Annotated in this window: 18 protein-coding genes and 1 tRNA gene; 8 read left to right on the forward strand and 11 right to left on the reverse strand. The window is 65.3% G+C overall.

Annotated features, from left to right (window positions below; genetic code table 11):
* The first annotated feature begins 44 nt into the window (after positions 1-44).
* The 3 genes from KPL76_RS03600 to KPL76_RS03610 all read left to right on the forward strand — a co-directional run bounded on the left by KPL76_RS03600 (position 45) and on the right by KPL76_RS03610 (position 1,863).
* On the forward strand, positions 45-470 hold the full coding sequence (locus tag KPL76_RS03600; protein WP_253202152.1) for a hypothetical protein: 426 nt from the start codon (positions 45-47) through the stop codon (positions 468-470).
* The gene (locus KPL76_RS03605) at positions 467-1,255 is read left to right on the forward strand and encodes an SDR family oxidoreductase (protein WP_216335159.1); all 789 of its coding nucleotides are present in this window, start codon (positions 467-469) and stop codon (positions 1,253-1,255) included. Before KPL76_RS03600 ends, KPL76_RS03605 begins: the two co-directional genes overlap by 4 nt.
* 107 nt (positions 1,256-1,362) lie before the next feature.
* Positions 1,363-1,863 (forward strand): DUF6069 family protein, encoded by a 501-nt coding sequence (locus tag KPL76_RS03610; RefSeq protein WP_216335160.1) that lies wholly within the window; start codon positions 1,363-1,365, stop codon positions 1,861-1,863.
* A gap of 12 nt (positions 1,864-1,875) precedes the next feature.
* On the opposite strand, the gene fgd is transcribed toward KPL76_RS03610, so the two are convergent.
* Complete coding sequence (fgd, locus tag KPL76_RS03615) at positions 1,876-2,895, reverse strand: glucose-6-phosphate dehydrogenase (coenzyme-F420) (RefSeq protein ID WP_216335161.1); 1,020 nt, start codon at positions 2,893-2,895, stop codon at positions 1,876-1,878.
* Positions 2,896-3,040: 145 nt separating this feature from the next.
* Here fgd and KPL76_RS03620 point away from each other — a divergent pair, with 145 nt between their 5' ends.
* From KPL76_RS03620 to KPL76_RS03630, 3 genes are all read left to right on the forward strand, one after another.
* Positions 3,041-4,102: an LLM class F420-dependent oxidoreductase gene (locus KPL76_RS03620; protein ID WP_216335162.1), complete on the forward strand. Its 1,062-nt coding sequence runs from the start codon at positions 3,041-3,043 to the stop codon at positions 4,100-4,102.
* A gap of 100 nt (positions 4,103-4,202) precedes the next feature.
* Positions 4,203-5,381, forward strand: coding sequence for a thiolase family protein (locus KPL76_RS03625; protein ID WP_216335163.1), 1,179 nt, complete (start codon positions 4,203-4,205; stop codon positions 5,379-5,381).
* Between the two features lie 122 nt (positions 5,382-5,503).
* Complete coding sequence (locus KPL76_RS03630) at positions 5,504-6,265, forward strand: SDR family NAD(P)-dependent oxidoreductase (protein ID WP_216336009.1); 762 nt, start codon at positions 5,504-5,506, stop codon at positions 6,263-6,265.
* 99 nt (positions 6,266-6,364) lie between these two features.
* On the opposite strand, the gene KPL76_RS03635 is transcribed toward KPL76_RS03630, so the two are convergent.
* The 5 genes from KPL76_RS03635 to KPL76_RS03655 form a co-directional block, all read right to left on the reverse strand.
* Entirely contained in the window at positions 6,365-6,955 is a 591-nt protein-coding gene (locus tag KPL76_RS03635) for an SRPBCC domain-containing protein (RefSeq protein ID WP_253202153.1), read from the reverse strand.
* Positions 6,956-6,980: 25 nt separating this feature from the next.
* Positions 6,981-8,168: a zinc-dependent alcohol dehydrogenase gene (locus tag KPL76_RS03640; RefSeq protein WP_216335164.1), complete on the reverse strand. Its 1,188-nt coding sequence runs from the start codon at positions 8,166-8,168 to the stop codon at positions 6,981-6,983.
* A gap of 232 nt (positions 8,169-8,400) precedes the next feature.
* Entirely contained in the window at positions 8,401-8,538 is a 138-nt protein-coding gene (locus tag KPL76_RS03645; protein ID WP_216335165.1) for a hypothetical protein, read from the reverse strand.
* Positions 8,539-8,587: 49 nt separating this feature from the next.
* Positions 8,588-8,731: a hypothetical protein gene (locus KPL76_RS03650; protein WP_216335166.1), complete on the reverse strand. Its 144-nt coding sequence runs from the start codon at positions 8,729-8,731 to the stop codon at positions 8,588-8,590.
* A 106-nt stretch (positions 8,732-8,837) separates the two neighbouring features.
* Positions 8,838-9,728, reverse strand: coding sequence for an SDR family oxidoreductase (locus KPL76_RS03655; RefSeq protein ID WP_216335167.1), 891 nt, complete (start codon positions 9,726-9,728; stop codon positions 8,838-8,840).
* A gap of 199 nt (positions 9,729-9,927) precedes the next feature.
* Here KPL76_RS03655 and KPL76_RS03660 point away from each other — a divergent pair, with 199 nt between their 5' ends.
* Positions 9,928-10,269: a hypothetical protein gene (locus tag KPL76_RS03660; RefSeq protein WP_371733934.1), complete on the forward strand. Its 342-nt coding sequence runs from the start codon at positions 9,928-9,930 to the stop codon at positions 10,267-10,269.
* Between the two features lie 59 nt (positions 10,270-10,328).
* Here KPL76_RS03660 and KPL76_RS03665 read toward each other — a convergent pair whose 3' ends face one another.
* From KPL76_RS03665 to KPL76_RS03680, 4 genes are all read right to left on the reverse strand, one after another.
* The gene (locus KPL76_RS03665) at positions 10,329-11,603 is read right to left on the reverse strand and encodes an MFS transporter (RefSeq protein ID WP_216335168.1); all 1,275 of its coding nucleotides are present in this window, start codon (positions 11,601-11,603) and stop codon (positions 10,329-10,331) included.
* A 178-nt stretch (positions 11,604-11,781) separates the two neighbouring features.
* A tRNA-Ser gene (locus tag KPL76_RS03670) sits at positions 11,782-11,872 on the reverse strand.
* A gap of 114 nt (positions 11,873-11,986) precedes the next feature.
* Complete coding sequence (locus KPL76_RS03675; RefSeq protein WP_216335169.1) at positions 11,987-13,903, reverse strand: YhgE/Pip family protein; 1,917 nt, start codon at positions 13,901-13,903, stop codon at positions 11,987-11,989.
* The gene (locus tag KPL76_RS03680; protein ID WP_216335170.1) at positions 13,900-17,121 is read right to left on the reverse strand and encodes an MMPL family transporter; all 3,222 of its coding nucleotides are present in this window, start codon (positions 17,119-17,121) and stop codon (positions 13,900-13,902) included. The genes KPL76_RS03675 and KPL76_RS03680 overlap by 4 nt, the downstream gene beginning before the upstream one ends.
* A gap of 248 nt (positions 17,122-17,369) precedes the next feature.
* On the opposite strand from KPL76_RS03680, the gene KPL76_RS03685 reads away from it, so the two are divergent.
* A complete protein-coding gene (locus tag KPL76_RS03685) occupies positions 17,370-18,767 on the forward strand; it encodes a protein kinase (protein WP_256438722.1) in 1,398 nt (465 codons plus the stop codon).
* A 90-nt stretch (positions 18,768-18,857) separates the two neighbouring features.
* On the opposite strand, the gene KPL76_RS03690 is transcribed toward KPL76_RS03685, so the two are convergent.
* On the reverse strand, positions 18,858-19,436 hold the full coding sequence (locus KPL76_RS03690; RefSeq protein ID WP_216335172.1) for a hypothetical protein: 579 nt from the start codon (positions 19,434-19,436) through the stop codon (positions 18,858-18,860).
* Positions 19,437-19,528 lie beyond the last annotated feature (92 nt).

The following is a 19,528-nucleotide window of genomic DNA, read 5'->3' on the forward strand; positions in this document are numbered from 1 at the left end:
AGGTCTGGACTCACACTTCGGGTGGCTGCGTCGTCGTGATAAGTATGAACACACCTTTTCGGCGAGTGATTCTCTCGCTCACCGCGGTCATCGGGCTCTGCGTGGGCATTTGGGCGGAGTTCTTCCACCGCTCGTTCTACGACACGTTCCCTGGCCTCGGGTTGCACTGGCTCATTATGATGGGCCCGTTCAACGACCACCTCATCAGCGATGTGGGCAGCTTCTACCTCGCACTGTCGGCGATCAGCATCACCGCGATCTTCACGCGCTCTGCGTTCCCTGGCCGGCTGGCGGGGCTTGGCTGGGCGATCTTCGGTGTGCTGCACTTCTACTACCACGCCACCAATCTCATGGGAAGCACGACCGACAGGGTCGGAAACCTGGTCACGCTCGGCCTCAGCGCCCTTCTGGGCATCATCCTCCTGTTTCCCTCCCGCAGACCACTCACCACGAAGGAGAACCCCCAGTGAAGATCGCCATCGTCGGCGCAAGCGGAACCATCGGCCGTTACGTCGAGACCGCAGCGCGTGCCGCCGGGCACGAGACCCTCGCGATGACCCGGGCGTCGGGCGTCGACCTCAGCACCGCGACCACGGCCTCTGCCGACAGCCTGGCCGAGCGGCTGGCCGGTGTCGACGCCGTCATCGATGTCACCTCGACGGGCAGCCTGTCAACGGCGGTCGCCGTCTCGTTCTTCAGCACCGTGACGCAGAATCTTCTCGCTGCCGAACGCCGGGCCGGGGTGCCGCACCACGTCGCGCTCTCCATCATCGGTGCCGCAGCAGCAGACTCTGGTTATTACGCAGGCAAAGCGGCACAAGAACGAGAAATCATGAAATCAGGCGATGGATGGTCGCTGCTCCGCGCCTCGCAATTCCACGAGTTCGCCCAGCAGAGCGTGGCTCGAGGCACTGGCGTCGGCATCCAGCTCGTACCCGCGATGCGCTCCCAGCCGATCGCGGCCGCCGAGGTCGCCGCCGAGCTCCTTCGCATCGCCACCGCCGAGCCGATCGGCCTGGCACCCGATCTCGCCGGCCCCCTCCAAGAGAGCATGCCCGATATGGTGCGCCGGTATCTCCGATCCCTCGGGCTACGCCGCCCGGTGCTGGGGGTCGCTCTGCCCGGGGCAATGGGCAGAGCGATGCGCAACGGCGGCCTGTTGCCGGCGCCGGGCACCCGGCTCGGCCAGCAGAGCTTTCAGCAGTGGCTCGAGCAGCGTGCGGCCGATCGCCCACCGCGTCATCCTCAGGGATGATCGAAGAATCACTCGCTCGTTCGATGCCGCCGCGACGGCAGAACCCTAGAGTGGCGAGTGAACCTGCCGCAGAACTCTCCGGTGCAGGCAGACAGGAACGTCTCACCATGACCCAGAATTCGCAGAGCACGCCCGTGAAAGGCCCGGGAAACCGCCTCGTCGATGTGCTCGGACTCGACTTTCCGCTCGGCACAAACCAACCGGGCGTCGTGCGGTTCATCGTCGCGACCGTGGTTGCCGTCGTGGCCTCACTCGCCGCCTGCGCTGCGCTCGCCCAGCTGGGCGTCGTGCTCTTCCCTTCAACGAAGGGCTACGAGCACTACGGTTTCGGCGACTATGGAAAACTCACCATCATCGGGGTGATTCTTGCATCGCTCGCGTGGCCGATCGTCACCCTGCTCAGCACCCGCGCGAGGCGCCTCTACTTCTGGCTCGCCGTGATCGTGACGATCGTCGGGTTTGCCCCCGACGTCTGGATCCTCTACAAGGGGCAACCGGCTGGAGGAGTGTTCATCCTGGTGCTCATGCACATCGCGCTGGCGTTGATCACCTTTCCGGCGCTGGTGTTCATCGCGCCCCAGCGCGCGTCGCGACCGGTGCTTTCCTAGCAGGTCGCTCGGTCAGAGGGCACGCAACCGGGGGGCCAGGTCACGCTCGAACAGCTCGAGGAAGCGTCGCTGATCCTGGCCGGGGCCGTGGAAGACGAGGTGGTTCAGGCCTGCGTCGAGGTACGGCTTGATCGCTGCGACCACGACGTCAGGGTCGTTGCCGACGATCCAGCGCGATGCAATCTGCTCGATCGGCAGGGCGTCGGCCGTTCGCTCCATCTCGATCGGGTCGGTGATGTCGTGCTTCTGCTCCTTGCTGAGCGACAGCGGCGACCAGAACCTGGTGTTGTCCAGCGCAGTTTCAGCTGAGGTGTCGTACGAGAGCTTGATTTCGATCATCCGGTCGATGGCCCCAGGGTCACGGTCGGCCGCAGCTGCGCCCTCGGCCACGGCGGGAAGCAGCTTCTCTGTGTAGAGATCCATGCCTTTGCCGGAGGTGCAGATGAAGCCGTCCCCCGCGCGCCCGGCATAGCGGGCAACGACCGGGCCGCCGGCTGCGATGTAGACGGGAATCGGATGCTCGGGGCGGTCGTAGATCGAGGCCCCGTGAGTGGAGTAGTACTCGCCCGCGAAGTCGACCCGTTCGCCGGTCCAGAGTTGCCGCATCAGGTCGACTGCTTCGCGCAGCCGGGCGAATCGCTCCTTGAATTCGGGCCAGTCCTGGGCGCCGGCGCCGCGGAACCCGGTCGCAACCTCGTTGAGGGCCTCGCCGGTGCCCACGCCGAGCATGATGCGCCCCGGATACAGGCACCCCATGGTCGCGAATGCCTGGGCGAGCACCGCCGGGTTGTAGCGGAACGTCGGCGTCATCACCGAGGTACCGATCTGAACCGTCGAGGTGCGCTCGCCCACCGCTGCCATCCAGGAAAGGGAGAACGGTGCATGGCCTCCCTCGTGCCGCCACGGCTGGAAGTGGTCTGACACGACCACCGATTCCATTCCGTGGCCCTCAGCGGCGACGGCGATCTCGACGAGCTCCCGCGGAGCGAACTGTTCGGCCGAGGCCTTGTAACCGAGTTTCAGGGGGAGCATGTTTCTCATTTCTCGCGTCGCTTGCGCGGTGCCATGCCGGTCGCGCCATCCAAGCGTATGACGCCGTAGCGCCTCCGCCATGCCTTGATCGCGAATGCGATGATTGTCTGACATGGGCTTGGGGCCGATGTCGAAGGAGACATCCATGGAAACGACAGCCGTACCACCGAGACTCGGCGTTGTCTTCGGGTATTCGGGCGAATTTGCCGAAACCGCCCACGAGGCAGTCGAGTACGAACGGATCGGCGTCGACCTTCTCACTGTCGCAGAGGCGTACTCGTTCGACGCGGTCAGTCAGCTCGGGTACCTCGCCGCGAAAACCACGTCGATCACTCTCGCCTCGGGAATCCTTCCGATCTATTCACGAACCCCCGCCTTACTGGCAATGACAGCTGCCGGCCTCGACTTCGTCTCCGGCGGCCGATTCGAACTCGGGCTCGGTTCATCCGGACCCCAGGTGATCGAAGGTTTCCACGGCGTGCCGTTCAGCGCTCCCCTCGGTCGGATTCGCGAGAACGTTGAAATCTGTCGCACTGTGTGGCGCCGCGAGCCGCTCGACCACCAGGGCACCTACTACCAGGCGCCTCTGGGGTCAGACAGAGGCCGCGGCCTCGGCAAGCCCCTCAAACTCGTCAATCACCCGGTGCGCTCATCGATCCCCATCACGATCGCCGCCCTGACACCCAAGGCCGTCGCGCAGGCGGCAGAGATCGCCGACGGGTGGGTGCCGATCTTCTTTCACCCCGAGAAGTCGGCTGCCGCCTGGGGAGGGGCCCTCGCTGAGGGAGCAGCACTTCGCTCTCCCGAGCTCAAGCCTCTGGACATCATCGCCAAGATGCCCTTCTACATCGGTGACGACGTCGATGAAGCCCTGGAGACGTACCGCCAGACGGTCGCCCTCTATGTCGGTGGCATGGGCGCACGAGGTGCGAACTTCTACAACGATCTCGCCACCGGGTATGGCTTCGGACCAGAGGCGGCCACCGTGCAGGAGCTGTATCTGACCGGTAGGAAAGCCGAAGCGGTCAGCGCACTGCCCGAGGACCTTGTGACGGGCACGTCTCTCATCGGCACCGAATCGCATGTCCGCGATCGTGTGGCCGCATTACGCGACTCCGGTGTGACCACGGTATCCGTTTCGACCCTCGCACAGACCACCACGGCTCGTATCGAACAGCTCGAGGCTCTTCGCGCGATGCTCCACTGATGGCCTGACGACGCCGGCCGGCGCTTCACAGTGTGACCAGACCTTCCACTGTTCACCCTCCACCCGCTGAGAAAGTACCGCAGAGAAAGCGATCCACACGATGCCAGAAGCAGTCATCATCGAAGTCATTCGCACAGCCTCCGGAAAAGGAAAACCTGGCGGCGGGCTCTCCGCCGTGCATCCAGTCGATCTTCTCGCCAGCGTGCTGATTGATCTCGTTGCCCGCACCGGGATCTCACCGGACATCATCGACGACGTCATCGGCGGCACCGTGTCGCAAGTCGGCGAGCAATCACTGAACCTCACTCGGAGCGCCGTGCTCTCAGCAGGCTTTCCCGAGGCCATCCCGGCCACCACGATCGATCGGCAATGCGGATCCAGTCAGCAGGCCGTTGCGTTCGCTGCTCAGGCGATCGTCGCGGGGACTCATGACGTGGTGATCGCGTGCGGCGTCGAATCGATGAGCCGCGTACCGTTGGGGTCATCCACGCAGGGTGCAGATCTGCACGGAGACCGCCTCGCCGTGAGATACCCCGAGGGGCTGGTGGGCCAGGGAATCTCTGCCGAGCTGATTGCGGCCAGGTGGAAGCTCAGTCGCACCCGACTCGATGAATTCTCCGCCGCAAGCCATGCGCGGGCAACGCAGGCGCAAGACGCTGGTCACTTCGCCCGCGAGCTTTCTGTTGTTGACACCCCGTCGGGCCCATTCACCCGCGACGAGACGATCCGATCCTCGACCACGGTTGAAGCCCTCAGCTCGCTTCAGCCGTCATTTCGCGAGGAACGGTATGAAAAGCGCTTCCCGCAGATCGACTGGTCGATCACCCCAGGCAACTCATCCCCCCTGACTGACGGCGCATCGGCTGCCCTCATCATGAGTGCCGACAAGGCCGCACAACTCGGGCTCCGACCACGGGCCCGTGTTCACAGCCTGGCGGTGGTCGGCAGTGACCCGCTGTACATGCTCACCGGCGTCATTCCCGCCACCCAGAAGGTACTGATCAAAGCCGGGCTCAGTATCGATGACATCGACACCTTCGAGGTGAATGAAGCGTTCGCTCCCGTTCCTCTGGTCTTCCGGGCCGAAACCGGGGCCCCGGAGTCCAAGGTCAATCCCTGGGGCGGCGCAATCGCGCTCGGGCACGCGCTCGGTTCGTCAGGAACCCGCTTGCTCGCGACGATGGTGAACTACCTCGATGCGACGGGTGGTCGTTATGGGCTGCAGACCATGTGCGAGGGCGGCGGCATGGCCAACGCGACGATCATCGAACGCCTCTAGTGCTTCATGGCCAGATCTGATTCTTCATCACGAGAGAGAAGGTGCCCAGCACCCGTCACCAGAAACTCAGATCGAAGTCGTGAAGAAGATCAACACCGGACGAAAGGGGTCTCCACGCCATGGTGGACATCAGGGGAGCAAGTGCAATCATCACCGGAGGAGCATCGGGGCTTGGTTTGGCCACCGCCCGCCGACTCATAGCGGGCGGCGCGAGGGTGACCCTCGTCGACCTGCCCTCATCGGCCGGAACCGACGTCGCCAGCGACCTTGGGACATCGGCTCAGTTCGTCGCAGCCGATGTTACCAACGGTCCTGAAGTCGAAGCGGCCGTCGCCGCGGCCGCCCGCACCGGCCCGCTTCGGGTGGTCGTGAACTGCGCGGGAATCGGCACACCGGCACTGACAATTCGCGGGAGCGTTCCACTCGAGCTCGATGCCTTCGAACGTGTCATCAGAGTCAATCTCATCGGGACGTTCAACGTCATTCGCCTGAGCGCCGTCGAACTGCTCAGATCGGAGCAACAGGGCGAAGAGCGTGGAGTAATCATCAATACGGCGTCGGTCGCAGCCTACGACGGCCAGATCGGCCAGGCGGCATACGCGGCCTCGAAGGGCGGCATCGTCTCGATGACGCTTCCCCTGGCGCGGGAATTCGCGAGATCACTGGTGCGCGTCGTCACGATCGCGCCCGGGCTCTTCGAAACCCCCCTGCTGGCGACCCTGCCGAAGGATGCACGGGACTCGCTGGGTCAGCAGGTTCCTCACCCGGCCCGGCTGGGACGCGCTGACGAGTATGCCGCCCTGGTCGAACACATCGTCTCGAATGCGATGCTGAACGGCGAAGTCATCAGGCTGGACGGAGCAATTCGCATGGCACCGAAATAGCAGGTCCAGGGGCGCGCGGATTTGATATCGCATCCGACATGAGCGGCAATCATCTGGTTGGCCTGCGCCGGCACTGGCCTCCCCGGCCGTCGTCTGCTTTCAGTCTTTTCGGGTGGCCGGCCCGCGCGTGACCACGCCGAAGAGAAAGGCGACACCCACGCCGTAGAGAAGGGCGCGACGCAGGATGCCCCGCGATGCGCGCTTCGGCGGGGTCCGATCATCCACTGTCGGCGTGTGAGAGGCGGACAGCTCACCGCCGGCTCGCGCTTCAGCCATGAAGGAGAGCCTGCGAAGCGTCTCGATGTTACGGATGAACAACAGGGCATTCATCAGGATGCCCGGCACCAGCGTGCCCGGCCCCTTCACCGCGTTCTCAACGATCGTGACGCGACACCCGGCCGAATGCGGCTCGACCTCAATCACTACCCGCGCCTCCCCGATCGGCCAGCCTTTCGGCTGCATCACGACTCGGTGCGGGGGATCCCACTGCAGGGACGTGGTCGCGTCATTGATCAGCGCAGGCCACACCCCGAATGAGTGCCGCAGCCGCGAACCCGTGTGCGGCCATTCCGCATCGACGTCCCGCATGCGGGAGGCGCCGACGACCCAGGTGGGAAAGTACCATCCGTTCGCGATGACCGCGAAGACATCATCGGGCTGGCACTTCAGGATTCGGTGATTTGTCGACATGTCTTCCTCAATGCCCCTCTGCTACTCAGGATTCCAGGCCGGGCTTCAGAACGACCTTGATGCAGCCGTCTTCCTTATCCTTGAACGTCTTGTACATCTCCGGGGCACGTTCAAACGGCACCGCGTGGGTCGTGAGGTCCTCCGTGCCGAGGGGGTCGGAGGGGTCCTCGACGATCGGCACCAGTTCATCGCGCCACTTCTGCACATTGCACTGGCCCATTCGCAGGGTGATGCCCTTGTCGAACATGTGGATCATCGGCAGTGGGTCTCCCGCCCCGGCATAGACGCCACTGAGCGAGACCGTGCCGCCGCGCCGCACCGCGTCGAGCGCCAGGTGCAGTGCTGCCAGCCGGTCGACACCTGCGGTCTTCATGACCTTCTGCGCCACCGCGTCGGGCAACAACCCGGCAGCCTTCTGCGCGAATGATGCACCCGGATTGCCATGCGCCTCCATGCCGACCGCGTCGACCACCGAATCGGGGCCCCGGCCCTCGGTCTCATCCCGGAGCACAGCAAGTACGTCATCGTTCAGATCGAAGGTCTGCACCCCGTGGCGTTCGGCCATGGCGCGACGCTCTGGCACCGGGTCGACACCGAGAACCCGATAACCCAGATGCCTGCCGATACGAGTGGCGAACTGGCCGACCGGGCCGAGTCCGAGAACCGCAAGCGTTCCGCCGTCGGGCACGTCAGCGTACTTCACGCCCTGCCATGCAGTGGGGAGAATGTCGCTGAGAAACAGGTATCGCTCGTCTGGCAGTTCGGAGCCGACCTTGAGAGCGTTGAAGTCCGCGAGGTGCACCCGCAGATACTCTGCCTGCCCTCCCGGAACTCCGCCGTACAACTCGGTGTACCCATAGAGCGATGCGCCACTGTCACTGTGCCGGTTCTGCGTGGTCTCACACTGGCTGTGAAGGCCCCGCTGGCACATGTAGCAGTGCCCGCAGGCGATGACGAAGGGGATCACGACCCGGTCGCCGACGGCAAGGTTCTTCACGCCTGTGCCGATTTCGACCACGACGCCCATCGGTTCGTGGCCGAGAATGTCGCCCTTGTTGATGAATGCTCCGAGAACGTCGTAGAGGTGCAGGTCTGAGCCGCAGATGGCCGACGAAGTGACCCGGATGATCGCATCCGTCGGCTCCTGGATGATCGGGTCAGGTACGGTCTCGACGGAGACATTCTGGGTTCCTTGAAAAGTGAGAGCTCGCATGATTCTGGTCTACGCGAAGTCGGAACACACGGAAAGGGGCTTGACGACGGCGCGGTCCAGACCGACGAGCCATCTCTTCCGCACTGGCCATCCCCCGACCGGATGTCGGTCAGCGGGGGTCTTCCGTATCGTCGTCTCGATCGAGGTGAAGTGCATGCTTCACACGCTGCACACCTTCGCTGGCCAGCGCCTCGGCCGAATCCCGGATCACCGAGAGCTCGAACGGATCGCCCTACAGAAGGGCGTGAGCTGTATTCTTCGCGTGCTCGAGGGTGATGTGCGGCGGCAGGGGCGGAACATTCCGACTGACCTGCGCATCGATGAGGGTGACTCCGACACGCTCGATGACGAAGTCACTGACAGCGGTCACGGCCGCGTCCCTTCTTCTGCGTCATCGCATCGTGCGACAACCATCCGCTCTACGGTTTCTCGGGCGCCCCGCCCGACGCGGTGTCAGACTGGCTTTCACCGTCACCACTGTCAGAGGACGAACCATCGGGAAGGTCATCGGCATCGGGCCGACCCTGATCGTCGGATCGGGGGGAATCGCTGTCTGTACTCATGGATCCTGGTCTCTTTTCTTGTGTCGACCCCATATCGGCAGATATCGGGGATGATCGGGCCGTCGTACCCCGTCGCGGGGTTGCGTCGACCTCCGCCTCGTGCGGCTCAGTGCACCGGCGTGCCACCGGTCACCGCGATGGTCTCACCGCTGATGTAGCTCGCCTCCTGCGAAGCGAGTAGAACGAAGGGCGGCGCCAGTTCTGCAGGCTGACCGGGGCGCCCGTAAGCCGATTCACTCCCGAACGATTCGATCTTCTCATTGGGCACGAACGCTGGCTGAAGAGGGGTCCACACCGGCCCCGGCGCGACGCCGTTGACACGGATGCCACGCTCGGCGAGTTGTTGGGCCATGGCCCGCGTCCAGTTGGCGATCCCCGCTTTCGACACCGCGTATTCGGCCAACTGGGGTGAGGGATTGAAGCCCTGGATGCTCGAACAGGTCACGATCGAAGCGCCCGGCTTCAGATGTGGAGAGGCCGCCTTCGTCAGCCAGAACAGGGGGTAGATGTTCGTCTTCAATACGTGGTCGAGAGTTTCCGTTTCGAAATCGTCGATGCTGTCGACGGTTGGCATCGTGCCTGCGATGATGGCCAGGATGTCCACCCCGCCGAAGTCGTCGACCGTCGCCTCGACCAGCGCGGCATTGGTGGCCTCCACTTGCAGGTCTCCTGGAAAGAGAAGCGCTTTCTGCCCGGCATCCTCCACGAGCTTTGCCACCTCTTCGGCCTGCGCCTGCTCTTCTGGCAGATAAGAGAGTGCGACGTCGGCCCCCTCACGGGCATAGGCGATGGCCACGGCCCGGCCGATGCCCGAATCCGCGCCCGTCACGATCGCCTTCCTTCCGGCGAGACGCCCGGATCCGACGTAGCTCCTCTCGCCATGATCCGGCCGCGGGTCCATCTTCGCCACATCGCCTGGAGCTGCCTGCTGCTGAGGAGGAAAGGGCGGGTTGGGGTACTGACGGATGGGATCCTGCGGAGCATACGGTGAGGTCATGAGTCCACGTTAAGCCGGGCTTTTCGCTGTCGACCAGCCCCTTGACGAAACTCGATCTCGGATGAGTGAGTCCTGCACGTCAGGCCCGACTACCATTGAGGCACGAAGTCGCCGCGTGGCCCGGACCCCGCCATGGTCGACGAGCATCGGAGGCCTCTTGTGCACTTCGTAACGAGGGGCCGCTAACCCGAAAGATGGTGTGTCACTAGTGGGAAATCTCCTCTACGGTTCCGGCTCGAGGTTGGCCGAGTTCGACGACCGCGTGCTCGCGCACCTCAAAGTGGTGATCGTCGCCAAGCTGCGGCGCGAAGAGAAGTTCACCTTCTCGTGGGCTTCGCCGACGGGCGATGGGCGCCACACGGTGTGGGTGCATCCGGCGATCGAGTTGCACTTCGAGTTCGCCGAGAACGTCAGACCCCAGCTGAACAGGGCCTGGGTGGAACAGATGATGGTGACCGCGAACAACGGCGAGTTGACCATCACGCCTGAACCCAATTTGTCGGACGAGGCACCCACGGGCCGGCAGGCCTCACGCACCTGAGCCCAGTGCGTAAGCGCTTGCGCAAGCCGCAGCCGGCCCAGATGATCTTTCCGCAGATGTCATTCCGCCTCGACCTGGCGTGCGACTGGGCGTGAGCCGAGCATCCGGATGATCGACCAGGCGCCGACCGCAGCAACGAGCACCATGGCGACCCACGCCAGCCCCGAGTATCCCGCGGCCATCATGATCGGGCCCGCCACCGCACCACCGAGGGCACCCGCAGCGTTCATCGACAGGTCGGAGAAGCCCTGCAGCGGCGTTCGCTGTTCTGCCGTGACCGCGTCGGAAACGAGCGCCGACCCCGCGATCACCGAAGCCGACCACCCGAGCCCGAGCAACACGAGGGCGATCATCATCGACGATTGTGATGCTCCACCGAGCGAGGAGACGAGCAGGGAGGCCAGCAGCAGGCCCTGACCGACAAGGATGACGGGCATGCGGCCCCACCGATCAGACATCCGCCCGAAGACCGGCGAGAGAGCGTACATTCCCGCGACATGCAGGCTGATGGAGAATCCGACAATGGTGAGCATCGCGCCGTTCTCCCGGAGATGCACCGGCGCCATGGACATCAACGCCACCATCGTGGCCTGGCTGAACGCGATCGTCGCCACCGCATATCGTGCGCGTGGGTTGGCGCGCAGGATCGCCCATCCGCCGGTGCGCGAACCCGCGAGGGGCCGCGTTCCGAGCAGTGCATATGACGTCAGCAGCGGGTCTGGTCGCAAGACGAAGGCGTAGACGACGGCAGCGCACAGCTGGGCGAGAAGTGAGAACGCAAAGGCTCCCGTCAGTGGCGGCAACCCCAGGAAGGCGCCGACAACCTCGCCCGGACCGAAGAGGTTCGGCCCGAGCACGGCACCGATTGTCGTCGACCAGACAACGATCGAGAGGTCACGCGCACGCGATCGCGGCTGGGAGAGGTCGGTGGCCGCGAAACGCGCCTGGAGGTTCGTCGCCGACCCCGCGCCCAGCAGCATGAGCGAGACAAGCAACAGGGGGAACGACTGGATCTGGGCGGAGGTGATCGCAAGAATCGCGCCGACCGCGGCGAGGAGCGAACCGCTTGAAAGCGAGAGGCGTCGGCCGCGAGCCGCAGCCAGACGCGCGAGAGGAACGGCAACGGCGGCCGCGCCGAGCGTGCTCATCGTCGCCGCCATGCCCGACCATGCCGTCGAACCCCCGAGCTGGGCAGCAAGCAGAGCACCGAGCGACAGCGTGGCACCCATGCCGACGCCACCGAAGATCTGCCCGGCGATCAATGCTCGAACGATGCGTCGCTGGCTCGCCACCACGGCGGGAGACCCGACAGTCGACGCCGTCACGGAGTCCATGCCGGTCAAAAGTCTCCGATCTGAGACTGTCGCACTGAATGCCATCGCTGCGCGCCACGCACGCGCCTCTCTGGGCACCAGTAGTGATTCGATGAACACCGATGCACAGCAAGACTTTCTGCCACGGGCACCGCGCTAACCAAAAAAGACGACCCGCAGGTCGTCGTCTTTGGTTCAGCGGAGCCGGTGGGATTTGAACCCACGGAGGAGTATAAACCCCTCTCCACCTTAGCAGGGTGGTGCACTAGGCCGAACTATGCGACAGCTCCTAGGTGTTGCGTCAGTAATCATAGCCGAAGAAAGAACCGCCCCGAATTCGTGGTGATCCCGCGGCGACGCCGTGCCGCCGGTGCAGCAACCAGGACCGGAGCCGCGGCCCTCCGTCACGCCGTCGGCAGCACCACGGTTCGTCGCCGCGAGATCGCCACGAGGGTCAGCGCGATGCCGATCGCCCCGATCACCGCAAGTATGACGAGTGCCGAGATCGCCCCACCGACGTCGCCGCCAGTTACGAGCGCCTGCAGCCCGGTGACCGCAACCGACAGCGGCAGAATGCCCGAGAGGGCGTCGAACCACGAAGGGCTGAAGGCGGCAGGAACCAGAACACCCGCGGCGACGACCTGCAGCGCGAGGAACGAGAGCGAGAGCATCCGGCCCAGCCTGCCGAACATCGCAACGAGGCCCTGGTGCAGGGCGACGAAGGCCAGCGACGCGCCGACCACGAACACGGCCGTGCCGATGCGGTGCCCCGGCGTCACCCCGAGCAGGGCGAGACCGACGAGCACAACAGCGGCCTGGATGATCGCCAGCAGCAGCGCGGGCACCAACGAGCGGCGTGCGATGCGCCAGGTCGATGCCACCGAGCCCAGCGCGAGGGCCGTGAACGGTGCCAGCACGAGGTACAGGGCAAGAGCACCGGCCCACAACGCGATGGGCACCATGACGCCGGCCACGGCATCCATGGCTGAAGACGTACGCGTGGCGTTGGTCACCGTGGTGGTGATCGGCGCGGCGACCACGGTGGAGATCGTCGTCTGCTGTGCCTCTGTGTAGGTGGGGATGTTGGCGGCGATCTGATTGACGCCGTCGACGAGTTGGGTCGTGCCGGTCGAGACACCGGCAGCACCCGTGGCGACCTCAGCGCTGGCGGAGCTGAGCTGTGCGGTACCGCTGGCGAGGGCGTCAGCCCCCGATGACGCGGCCGAGACGCTCGAAGCCAGTTCCGGCATCGAGCCGGCGAGCGCAGACGTGCCTTTGGCCACCAGGTCGGTGTCGACGTGCAGTGCGGCGGTGCCGAGCACGGCCACGTCGAGGTCGTCTCCGACGGCAACGCTCGACTTCGTGATGGAAGCCGACTGCGACTGGAGATCGGCAACACGGCTGGCCACCTCGGCGGGGGTGAGTGTCGGCAGATCGCGCGTGAGGGCGGCGAACCCGTCATCGAGAACGCGTTGGCGAAGTTCGATGTCGGCCTGCTTCAGCACCATCTCGGCGAGACCGTCGGTGAGAAGCTTGGTGCCGCCCTGGGCGATCTGCGCGCCGACATTCAGGTCTGCGGTGGCTTTCGGAAGCTGGTCAACGGCAGAGGAGATAGCTGTGAGCCCCGAACTCAGTGCCTGCATGCCGCTGTCTGCGCTGGCCATTCCCGTGGCCATGCTGGCAGTTCCGGTGGAGAGCTGGGCCGCGCCGGAGACAAGCGGTGCGGCCTGGGTGCCGACCGAGGCGACGGTGGTGTTGAGCTGCGTGAAGCCGCCCAGCAGCCCCTTGATGTACGCCTCGGTGAGGCTGGTGGAGAGCGCCGACTGCACGTTCGAGGCCAGCGCAGTGGCGAGGAGGCCCGACACATAACTCTGCGAGCCGTTGGTCTCCACGGCCAGCGTCGCAGCCATCGGGGTGGCACCCTGGCTCGAGATGTATTGGGCCGAGAAGTCACTCGGAATCGTCACCACGGCCGAGTAGGTGCCGCTCGCCAGACCCGCCGAGGCGGCAGAGGCATCGGTGATGGTCCACGAGAACCCGCTCGTGTTCGACGAGAGCAGTTGCTGCGTCAGCAGCTTGCCGGCAGCGACGGTGGTCTGCTTGCCACCGAGGGTGGTGGTGACGGCAGTGTCGAGGTTGACGACGGCCGCCGGCACGTTCGGGCGACCCGATGCCCCGGCCGAGGCGCCCGAGACCGAGCCGATGGCGATGCCGGCAACGAGCAGGGGGGTCAGAACGGCGAGCACGAGGGCGATCATCCGCACCGGCCTCGAACGCGAGGCCGTATCCGGGGATTTCAGCAGCGATGCGAGGCGTTTCATGCCAGTACCTTTCGAGCGCTGGGGTGAAGCTCCAGCCGCATGATCGTGCGAGAAGCGAGTTCGAGGCCGAAGGCCGACGGCGCGAAGACCTCTGGGTCGATCTCGCGAGCTATCAGGGCGTTGCCGTACCCGACGTCGTCGAGCGAGAGGGCGTCACCGTCGACAAATGGCGACACCGCGAAGACGAGCGTGGTCGATGCCGGCGCGAGCGTGTTGACCGATTCGATGAGATCGAGAGCGAGCGGATGCCCGAGAGTGGTCAGATCGATCGCAAGCAGTGGCCGCTCCGCCGCGAGGCCGACCGCCACGTCGACGGCGGTTCGCGCATAGGTACTGAGCTGGCCGATGGGCGTGTGCGCCGAAACCTCGGTGAACTGCTCCGGATGCACGGCCTCGAGTTGCCCGAGAAGACTGACCGCCTTCGCCCGGCGGTGCGCGCGGTGCAGTCGTTTGGCGACGAGGGCGACCTGGGTGGAGAGGTACTCCGCGAGGGTGAGGGTCGAATCGTCGAGCTCGGTGGCGAGCACGAGCACCGCCTCGCGGCGGAGGGCGCTCGCCTCGAAGGGCTGGGCGTGGCCCAGAACGGTGAGGAACCCGCCGGCAGTGTGGCGGCCTGTGACCGCGGCGAGCAGTGCGACCGAGTCGTGGCGGGTGCCGCCGACGATGAGGATGTCGCCTGCGCCGACGCGCAGATCGAACGGTTCGACGCCGTCGAGCAGCAGGGCCCCTGCCGCGATGGAGAGGACTGAGCCCGGTTCGGGGGCGCTGGCTTCGAGGGCTGGGGCTGTGCCGGGACGGGCATCCACTTCGCTGCCGGCCGCAGCGGGCAGTCCGGCCTCGCCGGGAGTGGGCGCACCCTCAGCGGAGATCGCGACAGAACCTGTCGCGGCCGCAGTGGTCTCAGCGAGGGCGAGTGCGCCGCCCTCAGGGTTCGCTGCGGTATCGCTCGCCGCAGTATCGGTTGCGGCGGGTGAGGCCGAAGCATCAGCGCGCACGGCGGTGGCGGGCCCAGCGGCAACCTCGGGCTCGGGCCGCCAGTTGCGCGCCGCCAGCAGTGCGTGCACCTTCTCTCCCTCGAGGTCGACGTCGGGCACGATGCGCTGCAACCACTTCGGCAGGTACCAGGCCTTGTCACCCAGCAACGCCATCACCGCGGGAATCAGGGTCATGCGCACGAGGAAGGCGTCGATCAGCACGCCGATCGCGAGCGCGCCGGCGAGCGGCTGCAGCACGGCTCCCCCACCAGGCACGAACGAAGCGAAGACGCTGAACATGATGAGCGCAGCCGCCGTGACCACACGGGCCGAAGCGCTGAACCCGTCGACCACCGAGGTGAAGGCGCGCCCGGTCTTCGTGTACTCCTCGCGCATACGCGACACCAGAAAGACCTGGTAGTCCATGGCCAGCCCGAAGAGCACCGCCATGACCAAAATGGGCATGAAGCTGATGACGGGACCGACCTTCTGAACCCCGATCGGCCCCGCGAGCCAGCCCCAGTTGAAGATCGCGGTGATGATTCCGAGCGACGCGCTCACCGAGAGCAGAAAGCCGAGGGTCGCCGTGATGGGAACGGCGATCGACCGGAAGACCATCGTGAGCAGCACCAGGCAGAGCCCGACCACCACGAGGGCGAACGGGCCGAGCGCGTCACCGAGCCGGTTCGAGATGTCGATCGACACGGCGGTCTGCCCGGTGACCATGTAGGTGAAGCCGTTCGCCTTCTCGAAGGCCGGCGCACCAGCGCGAAGGGTGTTGACGAGGTTCTTGGTGGCATCGGAATCGGGCGAACTCGACGGGGTGATCGAGATGACCGCCATGTCGAAGGCCGCGTTCGGCCCGGCCTGGCTCACGGCGGCGACATCGGCCAGCCCCGTGAACTCGGTTTCGAGCGCCTTCAGTGCGCCCAGCACATCGGTGGTCTTGCTGATGTCTGCCGTGACGAGCAACGGCCCGTTGAAGCCGGGCCCGTAGCCTTCGGTCAGCAGGTCATAGGCGACCCGCGCCTCTGACCCCTCCGGGTCGTACCCGGCGTCGGGAATGGTGAGCTTCATGCCAAGCGCAGGCACCGCGACGACGAGCAGTAAGAGGGCCGTCGAAATGAGAGTGATCAGAGGCTTCTTCGTGACCAGCGTCACCCAGCGCCGGCCGAGCGTCGGCTTGGCGCCGGCGGTGTCGTGCGTCGCTGCCTCACGTTTGAACGCGCGAGACCCCGGTTTCGGTATGAGCCTCCGGCCGAACAGGCTCAGGATGGCCGGCAGCAGCGTCACCGAGACAACCAGTGCGAGCAGCACCCCAACCGCCGCCCCGATACCCATGACAGAGAGGAACGGAATCTGCACCACCGACAGCCCGATGAGGGCGATGATCACCGTCAGGGCAGCGAAGACCACGGCGCTGCCGGCCGTCGAGATGGCCAGCGCGATCGACTCCCGCGGTTTCACGCCTGCGGCCAGTTGCGAACGGTGTCTCGAGACGATGAAGAGCGCGTAGTCGATGCCCACGGCGAGCCCCAGCATCGACGCCAGTACGGGCGCGGTCGACGAGATCGTGACGAACTTCGCGAAGATCGTGATCGCACTGGTGGAGATGACCACACCGATCCCTGCGGTGACCAACGGCATACCGGCCGCCAGCAGCGACCCGATCGTGATGGCGAGAATGATGAACGCCACGAGCAGCCCGACGGCCTCCTGCGAGTTGTCGGCGGCCGCGGGCACCGGCACCAACCCGGAGAACGCCACGGTCACCCCGTCGGTGGCTTCGGCCTGGCCGATGGCCCTGACCGCATTCTCCTGCTCCTGGGTCAGCTCAGACTGGGGCACGGAGTACTGCACCGCGACGTAGGCCATCGAGTTGTTCGCTGCGATCTGGGCCGAGTTGGCTGCCACGAAGGGGTCGCTCACAGCGGCGACATCGTCGAGAGCCGTGAGCGCCTTCACCGCAGACTCGATCTGCGCCTGGTTGGCATGGATGTCGCCGCCCTCCGGGGCGACGAAGATCACCTTTGCGCTGGCTCCACTTGCTGCCGGGAACCGGCTCTGCAGCATGTCGATCGCGGTCTGCGACTGGGTCCCGGGAATCTCGACAGACTGCGCCATCTGCCCGTCGAAGACCTTGGAGCCGAGCAGCGCCGCAGCGATCAGCAACACCCAGATCCCGATGACCACGAAGTGCCGCCTGGCCGCGAAGCCACCGATCCTGTACAGCAGTGTCGCCATGCGTCGTGCTCCCCTGGTGCGAGCAGCCCGGCCGGATGATCGGGCGCACGTACGGCTCAAGCTAGTGCAGATTTGGTACACCGCGCAAAGACCCCGCGAACCTCGGGACGGGCCAGTCGACTCACGGGCCGTGCCACCCCGCCTCATTCGCGGTGACTGCCCTAAATATTCCCCGCTGTCAAGTCCCTCCCAAAGAGCCCGATCGAGCGGTAGCTGCTGGCTAAAATGAGCAATGAAAGTGGGTATCTGTGGCCTCTCTGCCAGCACCAGACTCGACTGACAGAGTTCTCGGTGGCCGGTACAGGCTCGAGCACCCTCTCGGGCACGGGGGAATGGCGACCGTCTATCGGGCGCGTGACGAAACGCTCGGGCGCGACGTCGCCATCAAGCTGTTCCACAACTCTTCTGTCGACTCCGAGCGCCAGGAGGGTGAACTGGCAGTTCTGGCGAGCCTCGACCACCATGCGCTCGTGCAGATGCACGACGCCGGTATCGAGTTCGATGGGTTCGGCCGCGCCAACCGCTACATCGTGATGACCCTGGTGCAGGGCACCGATCTGCACCGCCGCCTCGCGCCGACGGCTCCGTCGCTGTCTCCGCGGCACATCGGCGAGATCGGCTACGACATGGCCGAAGCACTGGACTACATTCACGCGCACAACGTGATTCATCGCGACATCAAGCCCTCGAACATCCTGCTTGTCGACTACGGAGACGGGGCGCCTCGAGCGAGGGCGAAACTCACCGACTTCGGCATCGCCCTCTCAGACGACATCGAACGTATGACGGCCGAAGGAGCGACCACGGGCACGGCGGCGTATCTGAGTCCGGAGCAGGCATCAGGCAGACCGGTCGGCCCCGAGAGCGACGTGTACGCGCTCGGCCTCGTGCTGCTGGAGTGTTTCACCCGCAAGCTCGAGTTCCCCGGCAGCATCGTCGAGTCTGCCATCGCCCGTCTCACACGTGACCCGGTCATCCCCGACACGCTCTCTCCGCTCTGGCAACAACTGCTCGCCGCGATGACGGCGCGGGAGCCGGCCGATCGCCCGACTCGTCACGAACTTGTTGCAGCTCTCAAGGTCATCGTCATAGCCGAGAGCGGCCGGCACAAGGAGGAGTCCACAGAACCCCTCTTCCCGTCTGGCCAGGAATTCGGACCCGCCGCACCACGCAGCGGAATTCTCGACACGCTTCCCGACGAGGCTCTCGACCGAGTGACGGCCATGGCCGCGCGACTCTTCTCGGCGCCCATCTCGCTCGTGAGCGTCGTCGACCACGACCGGGTGTGGTTCAAGTCGCACTTCGGTGCTGACGTCGAGGCGATCGTCAGGGATGTCGACTTCTCGGTGAACAATGTGCCAAGCGACGACCCGGTGATCATCGAAGACTGCAGTGTCGACGAGCGAACCAAGAATCACCCGCTGGTCACCGGCGCGTTCGGCTTGCGCTTCTACATCGGTGTGCCATTGAAGAGGCACACCGGCAAGACCATCGGCACGCTCGTGGTACTCAACATGGTCCCCCGCGAGGTCTCGCCGGCAGAGGTCGAGAACCTCGAAGATCTGGCAGCCCTCGTGGTCACGCAGCTCGAGCTGCGCCAGGAGGGCATGCGCACCACCGGCGAGATCCGCACCTCCCGCGCCTGAATCCCCGCTCGACTTTCCCCCTCACCCCATCGACTTTCCCGAAGGTGCAACAAATGCGCCGAAAGCGTGCACCTTCGGGAAAGTCGATCGCTAGTTGCGGGCGAGGCGCGGGATGTCGATTTCGCGGAGGGCTCGCATGCGCTCTTCGCGCATGCTCTCGTACTCGGCAGACTCGCTCGGGTCGATGACCTCGTCGAGCCGCACCTCGATGGCGCGGCTGAGCTCTGACCACGCCCACTTCTGGGAGGAATCGACCGCCTCGGCGATGTAGTCCGCGTCATCGTGCAGGCGGGCGAGTTCACTCGCGAGTGCCGAATAGGTGACGCGGCGCTGGGTGAGCAGCTGGAAGTCGGCGACCGTGCTCGACTTGCGGAGCATCGGCGGGAACTCCCACATCAGCCGCTTGATGTGCTCAGCCATCTCGGCCTGCTCCAGCGAGAGCAGGCGCAGCTCGTGTTTCACGAACCTCGCGACCTCGTCGGCGTCGTAGTCGACACCGTTGCGCAGTGCGCCCACGATGATGTGGTTCATCGTCGCCATCGTGGCGGCGGTTCGCGACATCAGCGCACCTTCGTCAACGGCCCGGCCGATCGCCTCAGGGTCCACGGGAAAGTACAGGGTGCGCCGGCGCCTGCCGGGCTTGGCGCCGCGCAGCTTCTTTGCAGCCACTCCTGATCACCGCCCCCCGCATGTTCATCGCAGACGTGTTGCTGCGCCGCAGAATTGGGCGAGCATCCACACACTACTACGCCGAATTGTGC

The organism is Subtercola sp. PAMC28395, assembly GCF_018889995.1.
In the GTDB taxonomy this organism is placed as follows: Bacteria; Actinomycetota; Actinomycetes; order Actinomycetales; family Microbacteriaceae; genus Subtercola.